The organism is Pseudomonas sp. B14(2022) (assembly GCF_012030485.1).
Classification (GTDB): domain Bacteria; phylum Pseudomonadota; class Gammaproteobacteria; order Pseudomonadales; family Pseudomonadaceae; genus Aquipseudomonas.
Map to the genome: position 1 here is coordinate 167,500 of NZ_JAAUVM010000004.1, position 15,216 is coordinate 182,715.

Sequence of the window (15,216 nt, forward strand, 5' to 3'; positions counted from 1 at the left end):
AGCCAAAAACTGCAAGGACGTTCCAGTCACCCGCATAGGGCAACTGATAACGCAGGGTTCGGGGCGATCAGGCGACAGGAGAGGCGCGCGGGTTCAGGTCCGGCCAGCGAACCTTGGGTTGCAACGTCGGCAGTAACGGGTTGTCGAGGGCGATATCGGGTGTATAGCGCGGCAGCAGATGCCGGTAATGGCTGGAGGGTAGTGCGGCCAGCCCGGCATGGCCACAGCAGCAATCGCTGTGCTTCATGGCGGTGGGTGCCGGAGCTTGCTGCGAAGGGTCGATCAGCTTGGCAAAGCCTGGCGGCAGGGCTTGCGACGCGCCCCCGGAGCAGAAACCGCCCCAAAGCATCAGGCCGCTGTCCGGCGTTTGCAGGGCACGGCTCAGCGGCATGGCCAGCATGTTGAGCAACAGGGCCAGGCAGGCGATCCAGGGGCTGATACGTTTGAACATAGCCATCGAAGCAATCGACGCAAAAGGGCGGGTATTTAGCCGCAGTTCAGGCATGAAGTAAAACGCGCTATTTTGCCGCAGCACTGTCTTCGGCTGATGAGAGAGGCGTGGCGGCCCCCGGAGGAAGTGGCAGTGTGGTTTCGATACCCTGGCGTGCACCGGTTGCTGATAGGGTCATTGAGGTTTATCTCCCGGCCTTACTCAAACATGGGCGCCCGGCTTTGGTTCTATCCGATCGGGCTCGTAAATGCTGTCGAGCGCGGTGAAGCGCGGGTCCAGCACAACTGGCTCGCCCTGTTGGGCGTGCCCGAGGCGCCTCACTCACTGCTGGAATTCCGACGCCTGTACCTGCAAGACTTCCAGGACGGCGAGGGGCTGTTCAAGGGCGGGTAGGGAATATCGGAGTTTTAGGGGGGCACGCTATCAGGCTATTAGCAGGTGAAGTGTAAATAACGCTGGTAAATGAGCCAAATTCATGGGGTATTTTGAGTAGTGGATTAGATGCAGCGTATTAAACCGCTCGGCACAAATTAAGGAGGGTTTGTTGATAGCTTTAGTTGCTTCTGCCGGTTTGTTTATTGGTGTGTTGTCGGGAGGGTGATAAGGGTAAAGCAGTGTCATCCGAGTGTGCTCACCGCCCTGTGTTGACGTGTATTTTCGGTTTGGTCGTTATCTTGATAAGTCATCGGAGTTACTCAAGGAAAAAGACAGCGTAGACGCTTAAACGCAGCTTCGCTCTGATGTTCGCTTGTCAGTAACGGGGTGTTTGCTCTCGAAAGGATGAGGGTTGGCGTTCATTGGTGTCATAAACTTTGGTCTGGCTGGCGCAGCCCGTAAATGAGGCTACGATAATCTACAGCGTCGCTGTAGAGACCATCCGTATGGTGCTGCTGGTGTGAATCTTACTGGGATGTGTATTCAATCGAATGGGCGGCTACAGGCTTCGCCGGGAAACTGAATTCTTATTCGTCGACCATAAAAACCTTTCGAAGCGTTTACGGTGGGTTATTTCCTGGTCGTAAGAGTAGACGTTTGCAGGAGCTGCGATGGCTGACAAGGAAGTGCTGCAAACCCTTAAAGGCGTACTTGCCTGCCTTTCGGGTGCGGTTGTTGTCCTGGATCGATCTGCCCTGGTCGTCGTGGGTAACCCTGCGTTTTCGGCGTTGCAGCTCCAGCATGGAGTACCACCTGATGCAGGGGCCGAGTTTCTCGCCCTGCTGCGGCCAGAGGACTACGGGCTTTTTTATGCGGCGCTCGAGAAGGCCGATGGAAAGTCCCGGGTGTTTTTTGAGGCGACAGCGAGGGGAGTGGGCCGGTTGGGCGTATCGATAACGCCGTGGCAGCACGACTACTTTATCGCTGAGATTACCCCTGGCCTGGAACTGACTCGCTCTCCCGCCGACGGCGAGCGCTTTTCAGATATACCCCTTAAATCGATTTTCGATTCATCCGGTACCGGGTTGGCGCTCGTGGCGCTTGACGGTCGGTGGCTACGGGCCAATAACGTGATTTGCACGCTGTTGGGCTACAGCGAAGCGCAGCTGCAAAGCACCACGTTCATGGCTTTGACCCACCCCGAGGACCGCGAGGTGGGCAAGCAGTTGATAGAAGAATTGAAGGGCGGTGCACGGCAGGGCGCCACCTTGCATAAACGCTACATCCACCACGACGGTCAGGTTGTCTGGGTGCGTTTGACCGTAGGGCTGGTGCGGGACGACCAGGGGCAGCCGATCTGTTTTGTCTCCCAACTGGAAGACATCACCGAGAACTGGCAACTGCGCGAAACCTTGCTGGGCAGCGAGCTCAAATTCCTCACCCTGGCGGAAAACTCACCCAATATCATTGTTCGTTACGACCGCAACTTGTTGCGCACGTACGTCAACCCGACGTTCCTGCTCTTGACCGGCATGTCCTACGACGAAGCGATCGGCGCCAGCCCCATGCAGGAGTCCGGCGACTACCTGAATCAACTGCGTCACGTGGCATCCACAGGCGAGACGGCTCAATTTCTGAATAGCTGGGTGGTCGCGCCCAGTGGTGATTATGTGAGTTGTGTGGTCAGCTTGATGGCCGAGCGCAGCCCTTCAGGTGAGGTGGTGGGGGTGCTGGCGCTGGCCCACGACATCACTGAGCTGCGTAAGCAGCAAGTGCTTGAAGATGCGCGTTTACGCATATTCGAAACCATGGCCACGGGGGCTCCTTTAGACGAAACGCTGGCGTTGCTGGTGGGCTACCTTCAGTTGGCCTTGCCCCACCGTTCCTGTGGCGTCGTGCTTGCCGACCCGCAAAGTCTCGGGTCGTCGGCACGCAAGCCTTCTGCCGCGACTCTTGCAGAAGGCGTTCCTTCAGTCTGGTCCGAGCCCATCGTGGATAACCAGGGGCACATCCTGGGTGCTTTCGAGTTATCTCAGTCGCCTGGTTCCCTGCCGCAAGAGAGCGACCTGCAGCGCGTACGCCAGACCTGTCACATTGCGGCCATTGCCATTGAGCGCTTGCGCTCCGAATCGTTACTCAGGGAGCGCGAGCGCCGTTACCGGGATATTTCCGACCATACCCTGGACATGTTGTGCCTGCTGGAGGTTACGCCACTCGGTGACCTACGCTGCGTTGAGGTCAACCCCGCGTTGCTGCAGGTGCTTGGAAAACCGCATGATGATGTTATCGGCGAGGCGCTGGAGTCGATTTTTGGTCGGTCGAACGCGCGAAAAATCCAGACGCTCTACGAGCAGTGCAGGGCCGCCGCACGGGTGGTGGAGTCGGATGAAGGCCTGCTGGTTCGCAACGAAGTCCGTAACTTGCATTTTACCTTGGTGCCGGTGGCTGATTCCGGCAGCGCGGGCCAACGGGTACTGGTGATCTGTCGCGATGTGACTCATCTGACCAGGGCCCGGCAAAAAGAACTGGAACGCCAGCACGACATCAACGCACTGGTGGAAAACAGCCCGGACGCGGTCGCCCGATTGAGTGCTCAAGGCGAAGTGCTTTATGTCAATGCGCAGTTGAAGAAGTGGGTGGGCGGTGCCTGGCCGGAACTGATGGGCATGCCCATGGATGAGGTGTTTCCCCTGAACGCTCAGTCCCAGCTTTTTCGAGAGTTGGTGGCCCAGGTGATTCAGCAGAACAAAGCCACGGAGCAGGAATTTTTATTGTCGGGTTTGAAAACCGCGCCCAAGGTGGTGTTGATCCATTTTGTCCCTGAGCTTGACGGCCAGCGCGTCGTCAGCGTACTGGCCGTGGGGCGCGATATTTCCAAGCTGCGCGCTGCGGAACGCCGCCTGGCCAATTCCAACGCCCAATTACGTGACCTGTCGACCCGCCGGGAAACGGCGCGGGAAGAGGAACGCAAACTGATCGCCAGGGAAATCCATGATGAACTGGGCCAGCACCTGACGGCACTGCGCATGGGCATCTCGTTATTGAGGTTTCAGTTCGGCACCGATACGCCTGAGCTCACCCCTCAGGTCGAGCGCTTGATGGCCCTGACCGATAAGACGATCCAGGTGGTGCGTGATGTCTCCACCAGCCTGCGACCCTCCGCGCTGAACCTGGGGCTGGTGTCCGGTCTTGAATGGCTGACAGCCGAATTCGTCACCTCTACCCGGGTTCCCTGCGCGTTGAACCTGCCTTTGATTCCCTTGACCCTGCCGGACACCCACGTTACCGCTGCATTTCGCATCGTGCAGGAGTCATTGACCAACATCGCCCGCTACGCCGAGGCGACACAGGTCAGCGTGACCCTGACCCCGCAGGAGACGCACTGGCTGCTGGAGGTCCAGGATAACGGCAAGGGGTTTGACCCCGATGCCGTCGGCCGCAAGACGTTGGGCCTGGCAGGCATGCGTGAGCGTGGCTTGATGTTGGGCGGCAAAGTGATCATTTTCAGCCACCCCGGACAAGGCACGACGGTCCAGGCTTTCATTCCGATGCACAAGGATAGGTATTGATGATTCGAATGCTGATCGCAGATGACCACACCATCATGCGCGAAGGGCTCAAACAGTTGTTCTCGCTGGTCGCCGATTTGCAGGTAGTGGCCGAAGCCGAGAGTGGAACGCAACTGATCGAATTGTTGCGTCAGGTCGAGATCGACCTGTTGCTGCTCGACATGAATATGCCGGGCATCAGCGGCGAGATCTTGATCGCGCGCCTGCATACCCAGTACCCGAACCTGCCGATTCTGGTGTTGAGCATGCATAACGAAATCCATATCGCGCAACGGGCATTACGTGCCGGTGCGCTTGGCTACCTCACCAAGGACCGCGATCCCGAAACCCTATTGGTGGCGATCCGTCGGGTGGTCAGCGGCCAACGTTACCTGGACCCTGGGCTGGCAGAACAGATCGCGCTGCAGAGCAGTGGCTTGAAGCAGCAGACCTTTGTCGAAAGCTTGTCCGATCGTGAGTTCCAGATCCTGCGCTTGCTGGCGCACGGCATGAGCGTCAACCAGATTGCCGAGCAACTCGTCATCAGCAACAAGACGGTCAGTACCCACAAGACTCGGCTGATGGAAAAAATGGGATTTTCTTCCACCGCCGACATTGTGCGTTTCGCCATGACCCTGGGTATTTCGTGACGCGCGTACGGGGGTAGGAATTTTCCTAGCCTGATTCCCGGTATCCCTACCCCAGAATAGGGATGCTCCGATGGTGGCGATGCCATTATTGGGCCAGTATTCCCTTCAAGCAGCCGAATTGCCGATCAGGCGGTGGCGACAGGCTTTGACTGGGAGATAGACCGTGACCGATCAGACACCATTTCCTAGCGCGGCTCTGGCTCTGTTTCCCGTCGCCTCTGCGGGCCTGCTCGGCGGACTTGCGATAGCCTACAGCGAGCGCTTCAGTCTGGAGGCGATGGTGGCAGGGGCCGCGTTGTTTACGCTGTGTATTGGCATGGGCTTGTGGACGAACAAGCGGTACCAGGCACACTGCAATCGCCTTCAGCAACAGCTTGATCAAGCGGCTTCGGTGCCACCGACGCTGGCCGTCGATAACGGCTTGGCGCAAGTGTGCGTCAGCGTGCTGCCGATCTGGTCCCGGCAGATAGAAGCGGCTCGCTCGATCAGTGAAACGTCGATCCTCAAGCTCAGCGAACGCTTTGGCACGCTCTCCTCAAACATCAGTCACAGCGTGTCCAGCAACGGCGGCCAGGATGCCTCGCAACAATTGGTCGACTTGCTGGAAGTCGGCCAGCATGACCTCAATTCCATCGTCCTGGCCCTGCGTGCTGCGCTCTCCAATAAAGAGAATGAACTCAAGGAAGTCATGCAACTCTCCGGGTTCACCGAGCAACTTCAGCAGATGGCCAAGTTTGTCGGTGACATCGCCAGTCAAACCAACCTGCTTGCGCTCAACGCGGCTATTGAAGCCGCGCGAGCCGGGGAGGCGGGACGAGGGTTTGCGGTGGTCGCCGATGAAGTGCGTAAGTTGTCGAGCATGTCCGGCGAGACCGGGCGCAAGATCAGCGAAACCGTGATCACCGTCAATGCCGCCATCGCCCGTACGGTGCAAATGTCCCGCCACCACGCCGAACAAGACACCCTGACCCTCGCCGATTCGGAGCGCGTGGTCTCGCAGGTCATCGAACATTTTCGCGCGACCGCCCAGACCATCGTGCGCAACAGCCATGACCTGCAGCAGCAGAGCGCCAACGTCGCCGACGAGATTGCCCAGGTGCTGGTTGCCCTGCAGTTCCAGGACCGCGTCAGCCAGATGTTGACCTTGATTACCCACGACCTGGACAAGTTGCAGCAGCAACTGGACGAGCGCAATGAGTTGAGCCTCAGCGGACATACCCTGGCGCCGATGACCAGCGACCGTTGGCTGCACGAGCTATCAACGGCTTACACCATGCCGGAGCAGCACGCCATTCATGACGGTAAACCGCATGCGAAGGCGGATGCCAACGAAATCACTTTCTTCTAGAGGAGCTTTTCCGATGAGCAAAACCATTCTGATCGTCGATGACTCGGCGTCCATCCGGCAAGTGGTCAGCATCACGCTCAAAGGCGCCGGTTACGACGTGATCGAAGGCTGTGACGGCAAAGACGCCCTGAGCAAATTGGACGGTCGCAAAATCCACCTGATTGTCAGTGATGTGAACATGCCCAACATGGATGGCCTCAGTTTCGTCAAGGCCGCCAAGCTGTTGCCGGCCTACAAGTTTACGCCGGTCATCATGCTGACCACCGAAGCCAGCGATGCGATGAAGCAGCAAGGCCAGGCCTCCGGCGCCAAGGCCTGGATGGTCAAGCCCTTCCAGCCGGCGCAAATGCTGACTGCCGTCTCCAAGTTGATCCTGCCATAGCGATGACCAGCGACCGCTGGCCAGGAGGTTTGCATGAAAAGCTCCGTCCCGATGTTGCGTCGAATCCAGGTCATGGAGGGCCCGCTGACGATCTATACGGCTGCCGAGCAAAAGGACGTGCTGTTGTCGTTGTTTCCTCTGGCCCATGAAGTGGAGTTGGACCTGTCGAATGTCGACGAGCTGGACAGTGCCGGGTTGCAGCTGTTGATCCTCATCAAACGCGAGTCCCTCAAGGAGGGAACCCAGCTGTTGCTGAGCAACCCCAGCGCTACGGTGAGCGAAGCACTGCGCCTCAGCGGTCTTGACGACTACTTCACCAATGCCTGTTTCACCCAGTCGGTCGGAGCGTAATCGTATGGCCCAGCCCATGAACATGGATGATGTGCTGCAGACTTTCATTGCCGAAAGTCGCGAGCTTCTGTTGCAAATGGAAGATGCGCTGCTGCAGATCGAGAAGTCGCCGCAGGACCTGGACACTATCAACGGCCTGTTCCGCGTGGCCCACACCATCAAAGGCTCGGCCGGCCTGTTTGGCTTGATGCCGATCGTTGAGTTCACCCATGTCGCCGAAAGCGTGCTGGACCGGGTGCGCAGCCTGGAGGTGCGCGTCGATGAGGCGCTGAGTGCGTTGTTTCTCGACGCCCGCGACCATATCGGCCAATTGATCGACCTGTTGGCCGAGGACGGCAACCTGGATCGCTTGGATGAACCGCTGCGGGCGCAGGGTCAATCGCTCATTGAGCGGCTGTCGCTGTATCTGGAGGCGGCGGTCTCGACACCAGCGCCGGCCCTTCAAGCGACGTCGCCGGCGGATGAGCAGGGCGGCAGTCCCGGCCATTGGCATTTGTCCCTGCGCTTTGGCCCGGATGTGTTGCGCAATGGCATGGACCCCTTGGCGTTCCTGCGTTACCTGAGCACGCTGGGGCGTTTGCTGCACACCGTTACCTTGTTCGATGGCTTGCCACCCCTGGCCGCCATGGACGCGGAAACCAACTACCTGGGGTTTGAACTCGCACTGGCCAGCGACGCCCCCCTTGAGGTGATCGACGGTGCCTTTGATTTTGTCCGCGAGGACGCGCTCGTGCAGATCCTCGCACCACACGCCACGGTGCAGGCATGTCGCGCCCATCTCGACGCACTACCCGAAGACAATGCCGGGCTGCTCGAGCTGTTGGTGCGTTGCGGCACACTGACCGAGGCCCAGGCCTTGCTCGTGACCCAGGACGCTGAGCCCGCACCGGTCGAGACGCGCAGTGAGCCTGATGCCCAGGATCCGACGACGCCGTTGATCAAGGCCGGCAAGGCTGCGGCGAGCAACGAAGCCAGCCTGATTCGGGTCGATGCCGCCAAGCTGGACCAACTGATCAACCTGGTCGGTGAGCTGATCATCGCCGGTGCCGGCGCCAACCTGGTGGCGGTGCGCAGCGGCATCGGCGAGATGATCGAAGCCACCAGCCTGTTATCGCGATTGGTTGAGGAAGTACGCGACTCGGCACTGACCCTGCGCATGGTGCAGATCGGCGCGACCTTCACGCGGTTCCAGCGTGTGGTGCGGGACGTCTCCAAAGAGTTGGGCAAGGACATTGTGCTGCACATCGGCGGCGGTGAGACCGAGCTGGACAAGACCGTCGTCGAACGCATCGGCGACCCGCTGACCCATTTGGTGCGCAATGCCATGGACCACGGCATCGAGCCGGCGGCGACGCGGCTCCAGCGGGGCAAGCCGGCCCAGGGCACGGTACGCCTGAACGCCTATCACGAATCCGGCAGCATCGTGATCGAGGTGTCCGACGACGGCGGCGGCCTGGCCAAGGACAAGATCCTGGCCAAGGCCCGTGAGCGCGGCTTGGTGGGAGAGGGCCAGCAGCCGTCGGACAAAGACATTCTGAATTTGATCTTCGAGCCGGGATTCTCCACCGCCGACCAGGTCAGCAACCTGTCCGGCCGTGGCGTGGGCATGGACGTCGTGAAGCGCAATATTACGGCGTTGCGCGGCAGCGTCAGCCTCGAGAGCGAACTGGGGCAGGGCACGACTGTGCGGATCCGCCTGCCGCTGACGCTGGCAATCATTGACGGCTTTCTGATCGGGGTGGGCAAGGCTTCCTATGTCATTCCGCTGAATATGGTCGAGGAGTGCATCGAGCTGGCGCCTCAGGCGGGAGCCGAAACCGATTACCTGGACCTGCGCGGGGATGTGCTGCCGATCCTGCGGTTAAGGGACCTGTTTGATGTGCAAGAGCCCGGAGGCAACCGCGAGAACGTGGTCGTCGTGCAATACGCAGGCCTGCGGGCCGGCCTGGTGGTAGATCGCTTGCAGGGGGAGTTTCAAACCGTGATCAAACCACTCGGCAAAGTGTTTGGTGACGCCCATGGGCTGGGCGGTTTCACGATCCTCGGCAGCGGAGCCGTCGCCCTGATTCTGGACATACCCAATTTGCTGGGACGTATTGCCAAGGAAGCCACCCACCGTTCGACCCCCAATTCTTTATCGACTCAATGAAGCGTCATCAGGAGTGCCTCGCCATGACCGTTATCAGAAACATCATGTTGTTGGTTTTCACGGCAATGCTGGGTGTCGTCGTGTTGGGTGGCACCAGCCTGTATCTGGCTGGTGAAATCAAGACGAGCGCCAGCTATGCCAACGTCAATACGGTGCCCAGCCTGCTGGAAATCGACCGTGCCGCAACAGCGTTCACCGACCTTCACGCCTTGCAATGGCAGCGCTTGAACGATCCCGGAAAAAATCTGGTCCCCAGTTACGCGGACAGCGTGGCACAGGACTTCAGTGTGGTTGGCAAAGCCCTGGATCGCTATCAGGCCGAGTTGACCTCCGACGAGCATGACGCGTCGCTGTTGAAACAACTGCGTGGTCACTTGGCTGAGTTCGCTGCCTTGCAGGCGCGCTTCGACAAGCTTATCGACAACGGTGATCAAGCCTCGGCCCGTACATTGATTGAGACGAGCCAACCGTTGCAGACCACGGTGATTTCAGCGATCAGTGAGCTGCGCGAATACAACCTGGAGCTGGGGCGAAAAGGCCAATTGCAAGCCACCACCATCGAGAAGAATGCGCGCTACATCATCCTGTTGGTGAGCGGCCTGACTCTGTTCGCAACCATCCTGGTCGGCACCTTGCTCGGGCGTAACCTGATGCGCCGGCTCGGTGCCGAACCGACCGTGGTGCAAGCCTATGCGGCACGTCTATCGGCTGGCGAGCTGAATGCCAAGGCGACGCTCAAGCAGGGCGACACCACCAGCCTGATGGCGAGCATGCAGCAGTTGGGCGCGAACCTGCACGCGTTGATCGTGGAGATGGACCGTATGTCCAGTGAACACGACAAGGGCGAGATCGACGCACAGATCGATGCCGGCCGCTTTCATGGCAGTTACCGCTCCATGGCCCAGGGCATCAACGATATGGTCAACGGCCACATCGCGGTGAAGAAAAAAGCCATGGCCTGCATACGCTCCTTTGGTAACGGTGATCTGTCTGCACCCCTGGAACAATTCCCCGGCAAAAAGGCCTTTATCAACGAAAACATCGAGCTGCTGCGCACCAACATCCTGGCGCTGATCAATGAAATGCAGCACATGTCCAGCGAGCATGAAAAAGGTGACATTGACGTCATGATTGACGTCGAGCGGTTCGCGGGCTCGTACCGTGATATCGGCCAGGGTATCAATGAGATGGTCAACGGCCATATCAGCGTGAAGAAAAAAGCCATGGCCTGTATTCGCGCGTTCGGCGAGGGCGATTTGTCCGCTCCGCTGGAGCAGTTCCCGGGTAAAAAGGCCTTTATCAACGAAAACATCGAGCAACTGCGCGCCAATATCCTGGCCCTTGTCGAGGACACCAGCCAGATCAGTGACAGTGCGCTGATCGGCAAGCTGGACACCCGGCCTGACGTGGCCCGGCACCAGGGGGATTTCCGCCGCATCATCGTCGGGATCAATGGTTCTCTGGACGCAATCATCGTACCGATTACCGAGGCCATGGACGTGTTGTCGGCGATGTCCGGTGGCGACCTGACTCGCACCATTACCGGTGACTACCAGGGCAAGTTCCTCGAGCTGAAGAACTCGGTCAACGACACGGTGGAAAAACTCTCGGAAATCATCGGCGAAGTGCGCGGGTCAGCGGACTCGCTGTCGAGTGCCTCGGAAGAGATCTCCGCCACCGCCCAAAGCATGGCTCAGTCGGCTTCCGAGCAAGCGGCATCGGTCGAACAGACCTCGTCGTCGATGGAGCAAATGTCGGCGTCCATTTCCCAGAACACCGAAAATGCCAAGGTCACCGACGGCATGGCGGGTAAAGCCAACAAGGAAGCGTCGGAAGGCGGTCGTGCCGTGAAGGACACCGTGGCAGCGATGAAAACCATCGCCGAAAAAATCGGCATCGTCGATTCCATCGCCTACCAGACCAACTTGCTGGCGCTCAACGCAGCGATCGAAGCGGCACGGGCCGGCGAGCACGGCAAAGGCTTCGCGGTGGTCGCGGCCGAAGTGCGCAAACTGGCGGAGCGCAGCCAGATCGCCGCACAGGAAATCAGTGAAGTGGCCAAGAACAGCGTGGCCTTGGCCGAGCGGGCGGGCAACTTGCTGGACGAGATAGTGCCTTCGATTGCCAAGACCTCCGACCTGGTGCAGGAAATTGCGGCTGCCTCGGAAGAGCAATCCATCGGTTCCGAGCAAATCAACAGCGCGATGTCGCAGATGAGCCAACTGACCCAGCAAAACGCGTCAGCCTCCGAGGAGCTGGCGGCGACGGCCGAGGAAATGAGTGGCCAGGCCGAGCAGCTGCAGGAACTCATGGGGTTTTTCACCGTGCAAAGCAAACGTGCCGGACGCAATGTCTCGACGCCCCAGATCAGCCGCGCGATGTCCACGCAGGACCATGACAGTCGCTCCTTGGACGGCGGTTTCGTCCGCTTTGGGAGTTGACCCATGGGCACCTCAGCGGTCAGGCAGGGCGCTGTCGAACCTGCGCCGCCAGTGGATGAACCGTTGCAGTACCTGACCTTCCTGGCGGCTCAGGAGATGTACGCGGTCAATACCCTGAGTGTTCGTGAAATCATCGAATACAACCAGGTGACCACCGTACCGATGATGCCGGCATTCCTGCGGGGGGTCATCAATCTGCGCGGCTCAGTGGTGCCGGTCGTGGACCTCAAGGCACGCTTTGACAAGGGGACGACGGAACTGGGCAGTCGGACCTGCATCGTCATCCTTGAGGCCGCGAAGGAGGGCGAATCCCAGGTCCTGGGGGTGGTGGTGGATTCGGTCAGCGAAGTCATCGAGATACTCGACATTGATATCAAGCCCGCACCGGCGTTCGGCAATCATATTCGCACCGACTTCATCCGGGGGATGACCAAGGTGCGAGGCGAGTTCGTCACGCTCCTGCAGATCGAGCATGTGCTGTGTGTCGATGAGATGGCCGGCCTGATGTCTGTTTGACGAGCACACCAGCGCCTGCGGGCGTGACTGGAAAGTATTTGATCCGAGGTGAATCATGGCCCTACCCATCGACAGTCCAGGCAATGCCACAGTCTCGAGCCCGAGCCAGTACCTAACCTTTGTGCTGGGGGAGGAGATGTTTGCCGTGGGCACGCTCAACGTCCGGGAAATCATCGAATACGGGCCGATCACCAGCGTGCCGTTGCTGCCTCCCAGCATACGCGGGGTGATTAATCTGCGTGGCGCGGCGGTCCCCGTGCTCGACCTGGGGGTGCGCTTTCGCGGCGAACGCACGGTGCAGACCCCAAGGACCTGCTTTGTGATCATCGAGGTACAGGCCAATGCCCAGCGCAAACCGGTGGGCATCATCGTCGATGCGGTCAGCGAGGTACTGGAGATCGCCGATCAGGATATAGAGCCTTCGTTGAATTTCGGTACCGATGTGAGGGCCGATTTTTTACTGGGTATCGGCAAGCTGGAAAGCGGTTTTGTGCTGTTACTGGACATCGGTCGCGTGTTGTCCCTGGAACAGGTCGATGCGCTGTCCAACCTTGAGTCTTCGCTACCTTCGATCGCCTGAGTGTGCTGTGGGAATGTCCTTATGAACGTGATCCTTTCTGACGCCGAGTTCGCGCAGTTTCGTGACCTCATTTACCAAATCGCGGGCATCAGCCTGTCCGATGCCAAAAAACAGTTGGTGAGCACTCGCCTGGCCAAGCGCTTGCAGGTGCTCACGCTCAACACTTACGGCGCTTACTACAGGGTGTTGATGAAGGACAGCGCGGAGTTGCAGGTGGCGGTGGATCTGCTGACGACCAACGAAACCTACTTTTTTCGTGAGCCCAAGCATTTTGATTTCCTGCGTGATGTAGCGTTGCCCGAACTGCGTGGCAGCGGACCGTTGCGCATATGGAGTGGCGCGTGCTCGACCGGTGAAGAACCCTATACCCTGGCGATGGTCCTGGCTGACAACCTCGCCGGCCGGCCCTGGGAGATTGTCGCATCGGACATTAGCAGCCGGGTGTTGGACAAAGCCCGCCTTGGGCGTTATCCCCTCGACGGCACACGTGGCATCCCTGAGGCGCTGCTGAACAAGTATTGCCTCAAGGGCGTGGGAGCCAACCACGGTTGTTTCATGGTCGACCCGGCGCTGGCGGCAAAGATCAATTTCCAGTCGATCAATCTGAACAACCCGCTGCCGAAACTGGGGATGTTTGATGTGATCTTCCTGCGCAACGTGATGATCTATTTTGACAACGACACCAAAGTGCAAGTGGTCAAGCGACTGATCAGCCACTTGAAGCCGGGCGGGTACTTTCTGGTCAGCCATTCGGAGAGCCTCAACGGCATTACCGACCAGCTGCGACTGGTCAAGCCTTCCATCTACCGGAGGCCACATGCCTGACTGCCGACCGTCCAACGAGGTGTTCCTGAATCCTGGCGATTGGTTTTTCGGCTCGGGTGCGATTCACCTACGTACGGTGCTGGGGTCGTGTGTTGCCTTGGTGTTCTGGCATCCCCGGCGCTTGCTGGGGGGCATGTGTCACTACCTGCTGCCACAGCGCGCCGTGGCCAAACCCGGCGTCCTGGATGGTCGCTACGGCAATGAGGCGTTTGAATTGTTGCTCGCTCGAATACAGTCGATCAAGGCCCGGCCTGCTGAGTTCAGGATCAGCGTATTTGGCGGCGGGAACATGTTTCCTGGGTTTGTGCGCTCGGACAACGATTACGTCGGCCAGCGCAATGTCGAGCAGGCCATGCGCCTGCTCGATCTGCATCATTTGCAGTGTCAACACTTTCATGTGGAAGGCGTGGGTTATCGGACCATTGTGTTCGATCTCACCAGCGGCGAAATAGAACTCAACTACCTGGCCTTGCGAACCCCTAGCAGCCCTCATGGAGAGCGTGCGACATGAGCCTTATCAAAGTGCTGATCATTGATGATTCCGCCGTGGTGCGTCAGGTGCTGACGGCGACCCTGGGGCAAGACCCCGCTATTGAGGTGATCGGCGCGGCGGCAGACCCGGTGTTTGCCATGGACAAGATGAACAAGCAATGGCCGGATGTGATTGTGTTGGACGTCGAGATGCCACGGATGGATGGCATTACGTTCCTGAAGAAGTTGATGGCCGAACGCCCCACGCCCGTGGTCATCTGCTCCACGCTGACCGAAAAGGGCGCGGCCACGACCATGCAGGCCCTGGCGGCCGGCGCGGTCAGTATTGTGACCAAGCCACAACTCAACCTGCGTCAGTTTCTGACCGACAGTTCTGATGAATTGGCGGGCGCCGTCAAGGCCGCTGCGCGGGCCAACATGAAGCGTATGGTGCCGTCCAGTGAACGGGTACCGGCAAGGCTGACGGCCGACGTCATATTGCCCGCGGGTACCCAGGCGATGGCGCGCACCACCGAGAACATTGTCGCCATTGGTACGTCCACGGGCGGCACCCAAGCCCTGGAGTTGGTGTTGACCGCCTTGCCCAGGGTTTGCCCGGGAATCGTGATCGTGCAGCACATGCCCGAACACTTCACCGCTGCGTTTGCCGAGCGCCTCAATCGACTGTGCGAGATCGAGGTCAGGGAGGCGAAGAACGGTGACCGGGTTATCCCCGGTTGCGCGCTGATTGCCCCCGGTGGCCGACATATGGTGCTCAAGCGCAGCGGCGCCCAATACCAGGTGGAAATTGTCGACGGTCCGCCGGTCAGCCGCCATCGACCTTCGGTTGATGTGCTGTTTCGTTCGGTTGCCCGCAGTGCCGGCAGTAACGCGTTGGGGATCATCATGACGGGGATGGGCGACGATGGCGCCCGGGGCCTGAAGGAAATGCACGACAACGGTGCCCGCACCCTGGGCCAGGATGAAGAGTCCTGTGTGGTGTATGGCATGCCCAAGGAGGCGTTCAAGCTGGGTGCCGTGGAGCGTGAGTTGCCCCTTGAGCAGATCTCGGCGGCCATTCTGCAATCCATGCATCAGCGCCGCTGACTGTTCAGCCTGGGCATAACGG

General features: G+C 59.3%; 13 protein-coding genes and 2 pseudogenes. 14 read left to right on the forward strand and 1 reads right to left on the reverse strand.

Going from position 1 to position 15,216, the window contains the following annotated elements; all coding sequences use genetic code 11:
- Nucleotides 1–67: 67 nt before the first annotated feature.
- Entirely contained in the window at nucleotides 68–457 is a 390-nt protein-coding gene (locus tag HCF10_RS08665) for a DUF2946 family protein (RefSeq protein ID WP_145338657.1), read from the reverse strand.
- Nucleotides 458–658: 201 nt separating this feature from the next.
- Between HCF10_RS08665 and HCF10_RS08670 the strand changes: the two genes are divergently transcribed.
- The 14 genes and pseudogenes from HCF10_RS08670 to HCF10_RS08730 all read left to right on the forward strand — a co-directional run bounded on the left by HCF10_RS08670 (nucleotide 659) and on the right by HCF10_RS08730 (nucleotide 15,194).
- The gene (locus HCF10_RS08670) at nucleotides 659–844 is read left to right on the forward strand and encodes a hypothetical protein (RefSeq protein ID WP_167655296.1); all 186 of its coding nucleotides are present in this window, start codon (nucleotides 659–661) and stop codon (nucleotides 842–844) included.
- 653 nt (nucleotides 845–1,497) lie between these two features.
- Nucleotides 1,498–4,395, forward strand: a complete 2,898-nt coding sequence (locus HCF10_RS08675; RefSeq protein ID WP_167655297.1) for a PAS domain-containing sensor histidine kinase — start codon at nucleotides 1,498–1,500, stop codon at nucleotides 4,393–4,395.
- Nucleotides 4,395–5,024: a response regulator gene (locus tag HCF10_RS08680; protein WP_145338659.1), complete on the forward strand. Its 630-nt coding sequence runs from the start codon at nucleotides 4,395–4,397 to the stop codon at nucleotides 5,022–5,024. Before HCF10_RS08675 ends, HCF10_RS08680 begins: the two co-directional genes overlap by 1 nt.
- A gap of 316 nt (nucleotides 5,025–5,340) precedes the next feature.
- Nucleotides 5,341–6,372 carry a methyl-accepting chemotaxis protein gene (locus HCF10_RS31675; protein ID WP_259242772.1) on the forward strand — a complete coding sequence of 344 codons (1,032 nt, stop codon included), beginning with the start codon at nucleotides 5,341–5,343 and terminating at the stop codon, nucleotides 6,370–6,372.
- 13 nt (nucleotides 6,373–6,385) lie between these two features.
- Nucleotides 6,386–6,754 carry a response regulator gene (locus HCF10_RS08690; RefSeq protein WP_027605685.1) on the forward strand — a complete coding sequence of 123 codons (369 nt, stop codon included), beginning with the start codon at nucleotides 6,386–6,388 and terminating at the stop codon, nucleotides 6,752–6,754.
- A 33-nt stretch (nucleotides 6,755–6,787) separates the two neighbouring features.
- Nucleotides 6,788–7,105, forward strand: coding sequence for an STAS domain-containing protein (locus tag HCF10_RS08695; RefSeq protein ID WP_131696443.1), 318 nt, complete (start codon nucleotides 6,788–6,790; stop codon nucleotides 7,103–7,105).
- A 4-nt stretch (nucleotides 7,106–7,109) separates the two neighbouring features.
- The gene (locus tag HCF10_RS08700; protein ID WP_205885599.1) at nucleotides 7,110–9,254 is read left to right on the forward strand and encodes a chemotaxis protein CheA; all 2,145 of its coding nucleotides are present in this window, start codon (nucleotides 7,110–7,112) and stop codon (nucleotides 9,252–9,254) included.
- A gap of 917 nt (nucleotides 9,255–10,171) precedes the next feature.
- A pseudogene (locus HCF10_RS31325) lies at nucleotides 10,172–10,795 on the forward strand (methyl-accepting chemotaxis protein); the annotation flags it as partial.
- Nucleotides 10,796–11,116: 321 nt separating this feature from the next.
- Nucleotides 11,117–11,695 (forward strand): annotated as a pseudogene (locus tag HCF10_RS31330) (methyl-accepting chemotaxis protein); the annotation flags it as partial.
- Nucleotides 11,696–11,698: 3 nt separating this feature from the next.
- Nucleotides 11,699–12,211 (forward strand): chemotaxis protein CheW, encoded by a 513-nt coding sequence (locus HCF10_RS08710; RefSeq protein ID WP_131696441.1) that lies wholly within the window; start codon nucleotides 11,699–11,701, stop codon nucleotides 12,209–12,211.
- A gap of 55 nt (nucleotides 12,212–12,266) precedes the next feature.
- Nucleotides 12,267–12,791 carry a chemotaxis protein CheW gene (locus tag HCF10_RS08715; protein WP_131696440.1) on the forward strand — a complete coding sequence of 175 codons (525 nt, stop codon included), beginning with the start codon at nucleotides 12,267–12,269 and terminating at the stop codon, nucleotides 12,789–12,791.
- 21 nt (nucleotides 12,792–12,812) lie between these two features.
- Complete coding sequence (locus HCF10_RS08720; protein WP_131696439.1) at nucleotides 12,813–13,616, forward strand: CheR family methyltransferase; 804 nt, start codon at nucleotides 12,813–12,815, stop codon at nucleotides 13,614–13,616.
- Nucleotides 13,609–14,127 (forward strand): chemotaxis protein CheD, encoded by a 519-nt coding sequence (locus HCF10_RS08725; RefSeq protein WP_167655299.1) that lies wholly within the window; start codon nucleotides 13,609–13,611, stop codon nucleotides 14,125–14,127. Before HCF10_RS08720 ends, HCF10_RS08725 begins: the two co-directional genes overlap by 8 nt.
- The gene (locus HCF10_RS08730) at nucleotides 14,124–15,194 is read left to right on the forward strand and encodes a protein-glutamate methylesterase/protein-glutamine glutaminase (RefSeq protein WP_131696437.1); all 1,071 of its coding nucleotides are present in this window, start codon (nucleotides 14,124–14,126) and stop codon (nucleotides 15,192–15,194) included. The genes HCF10_RS08725 and HCF10_RS08730 overlap by 4 nt, the downstream gene beginning before the upstream one ends.
- The last annotated feature ends 22 nt before the right edge of the window (nucleotides 15,195–15,216 follow it).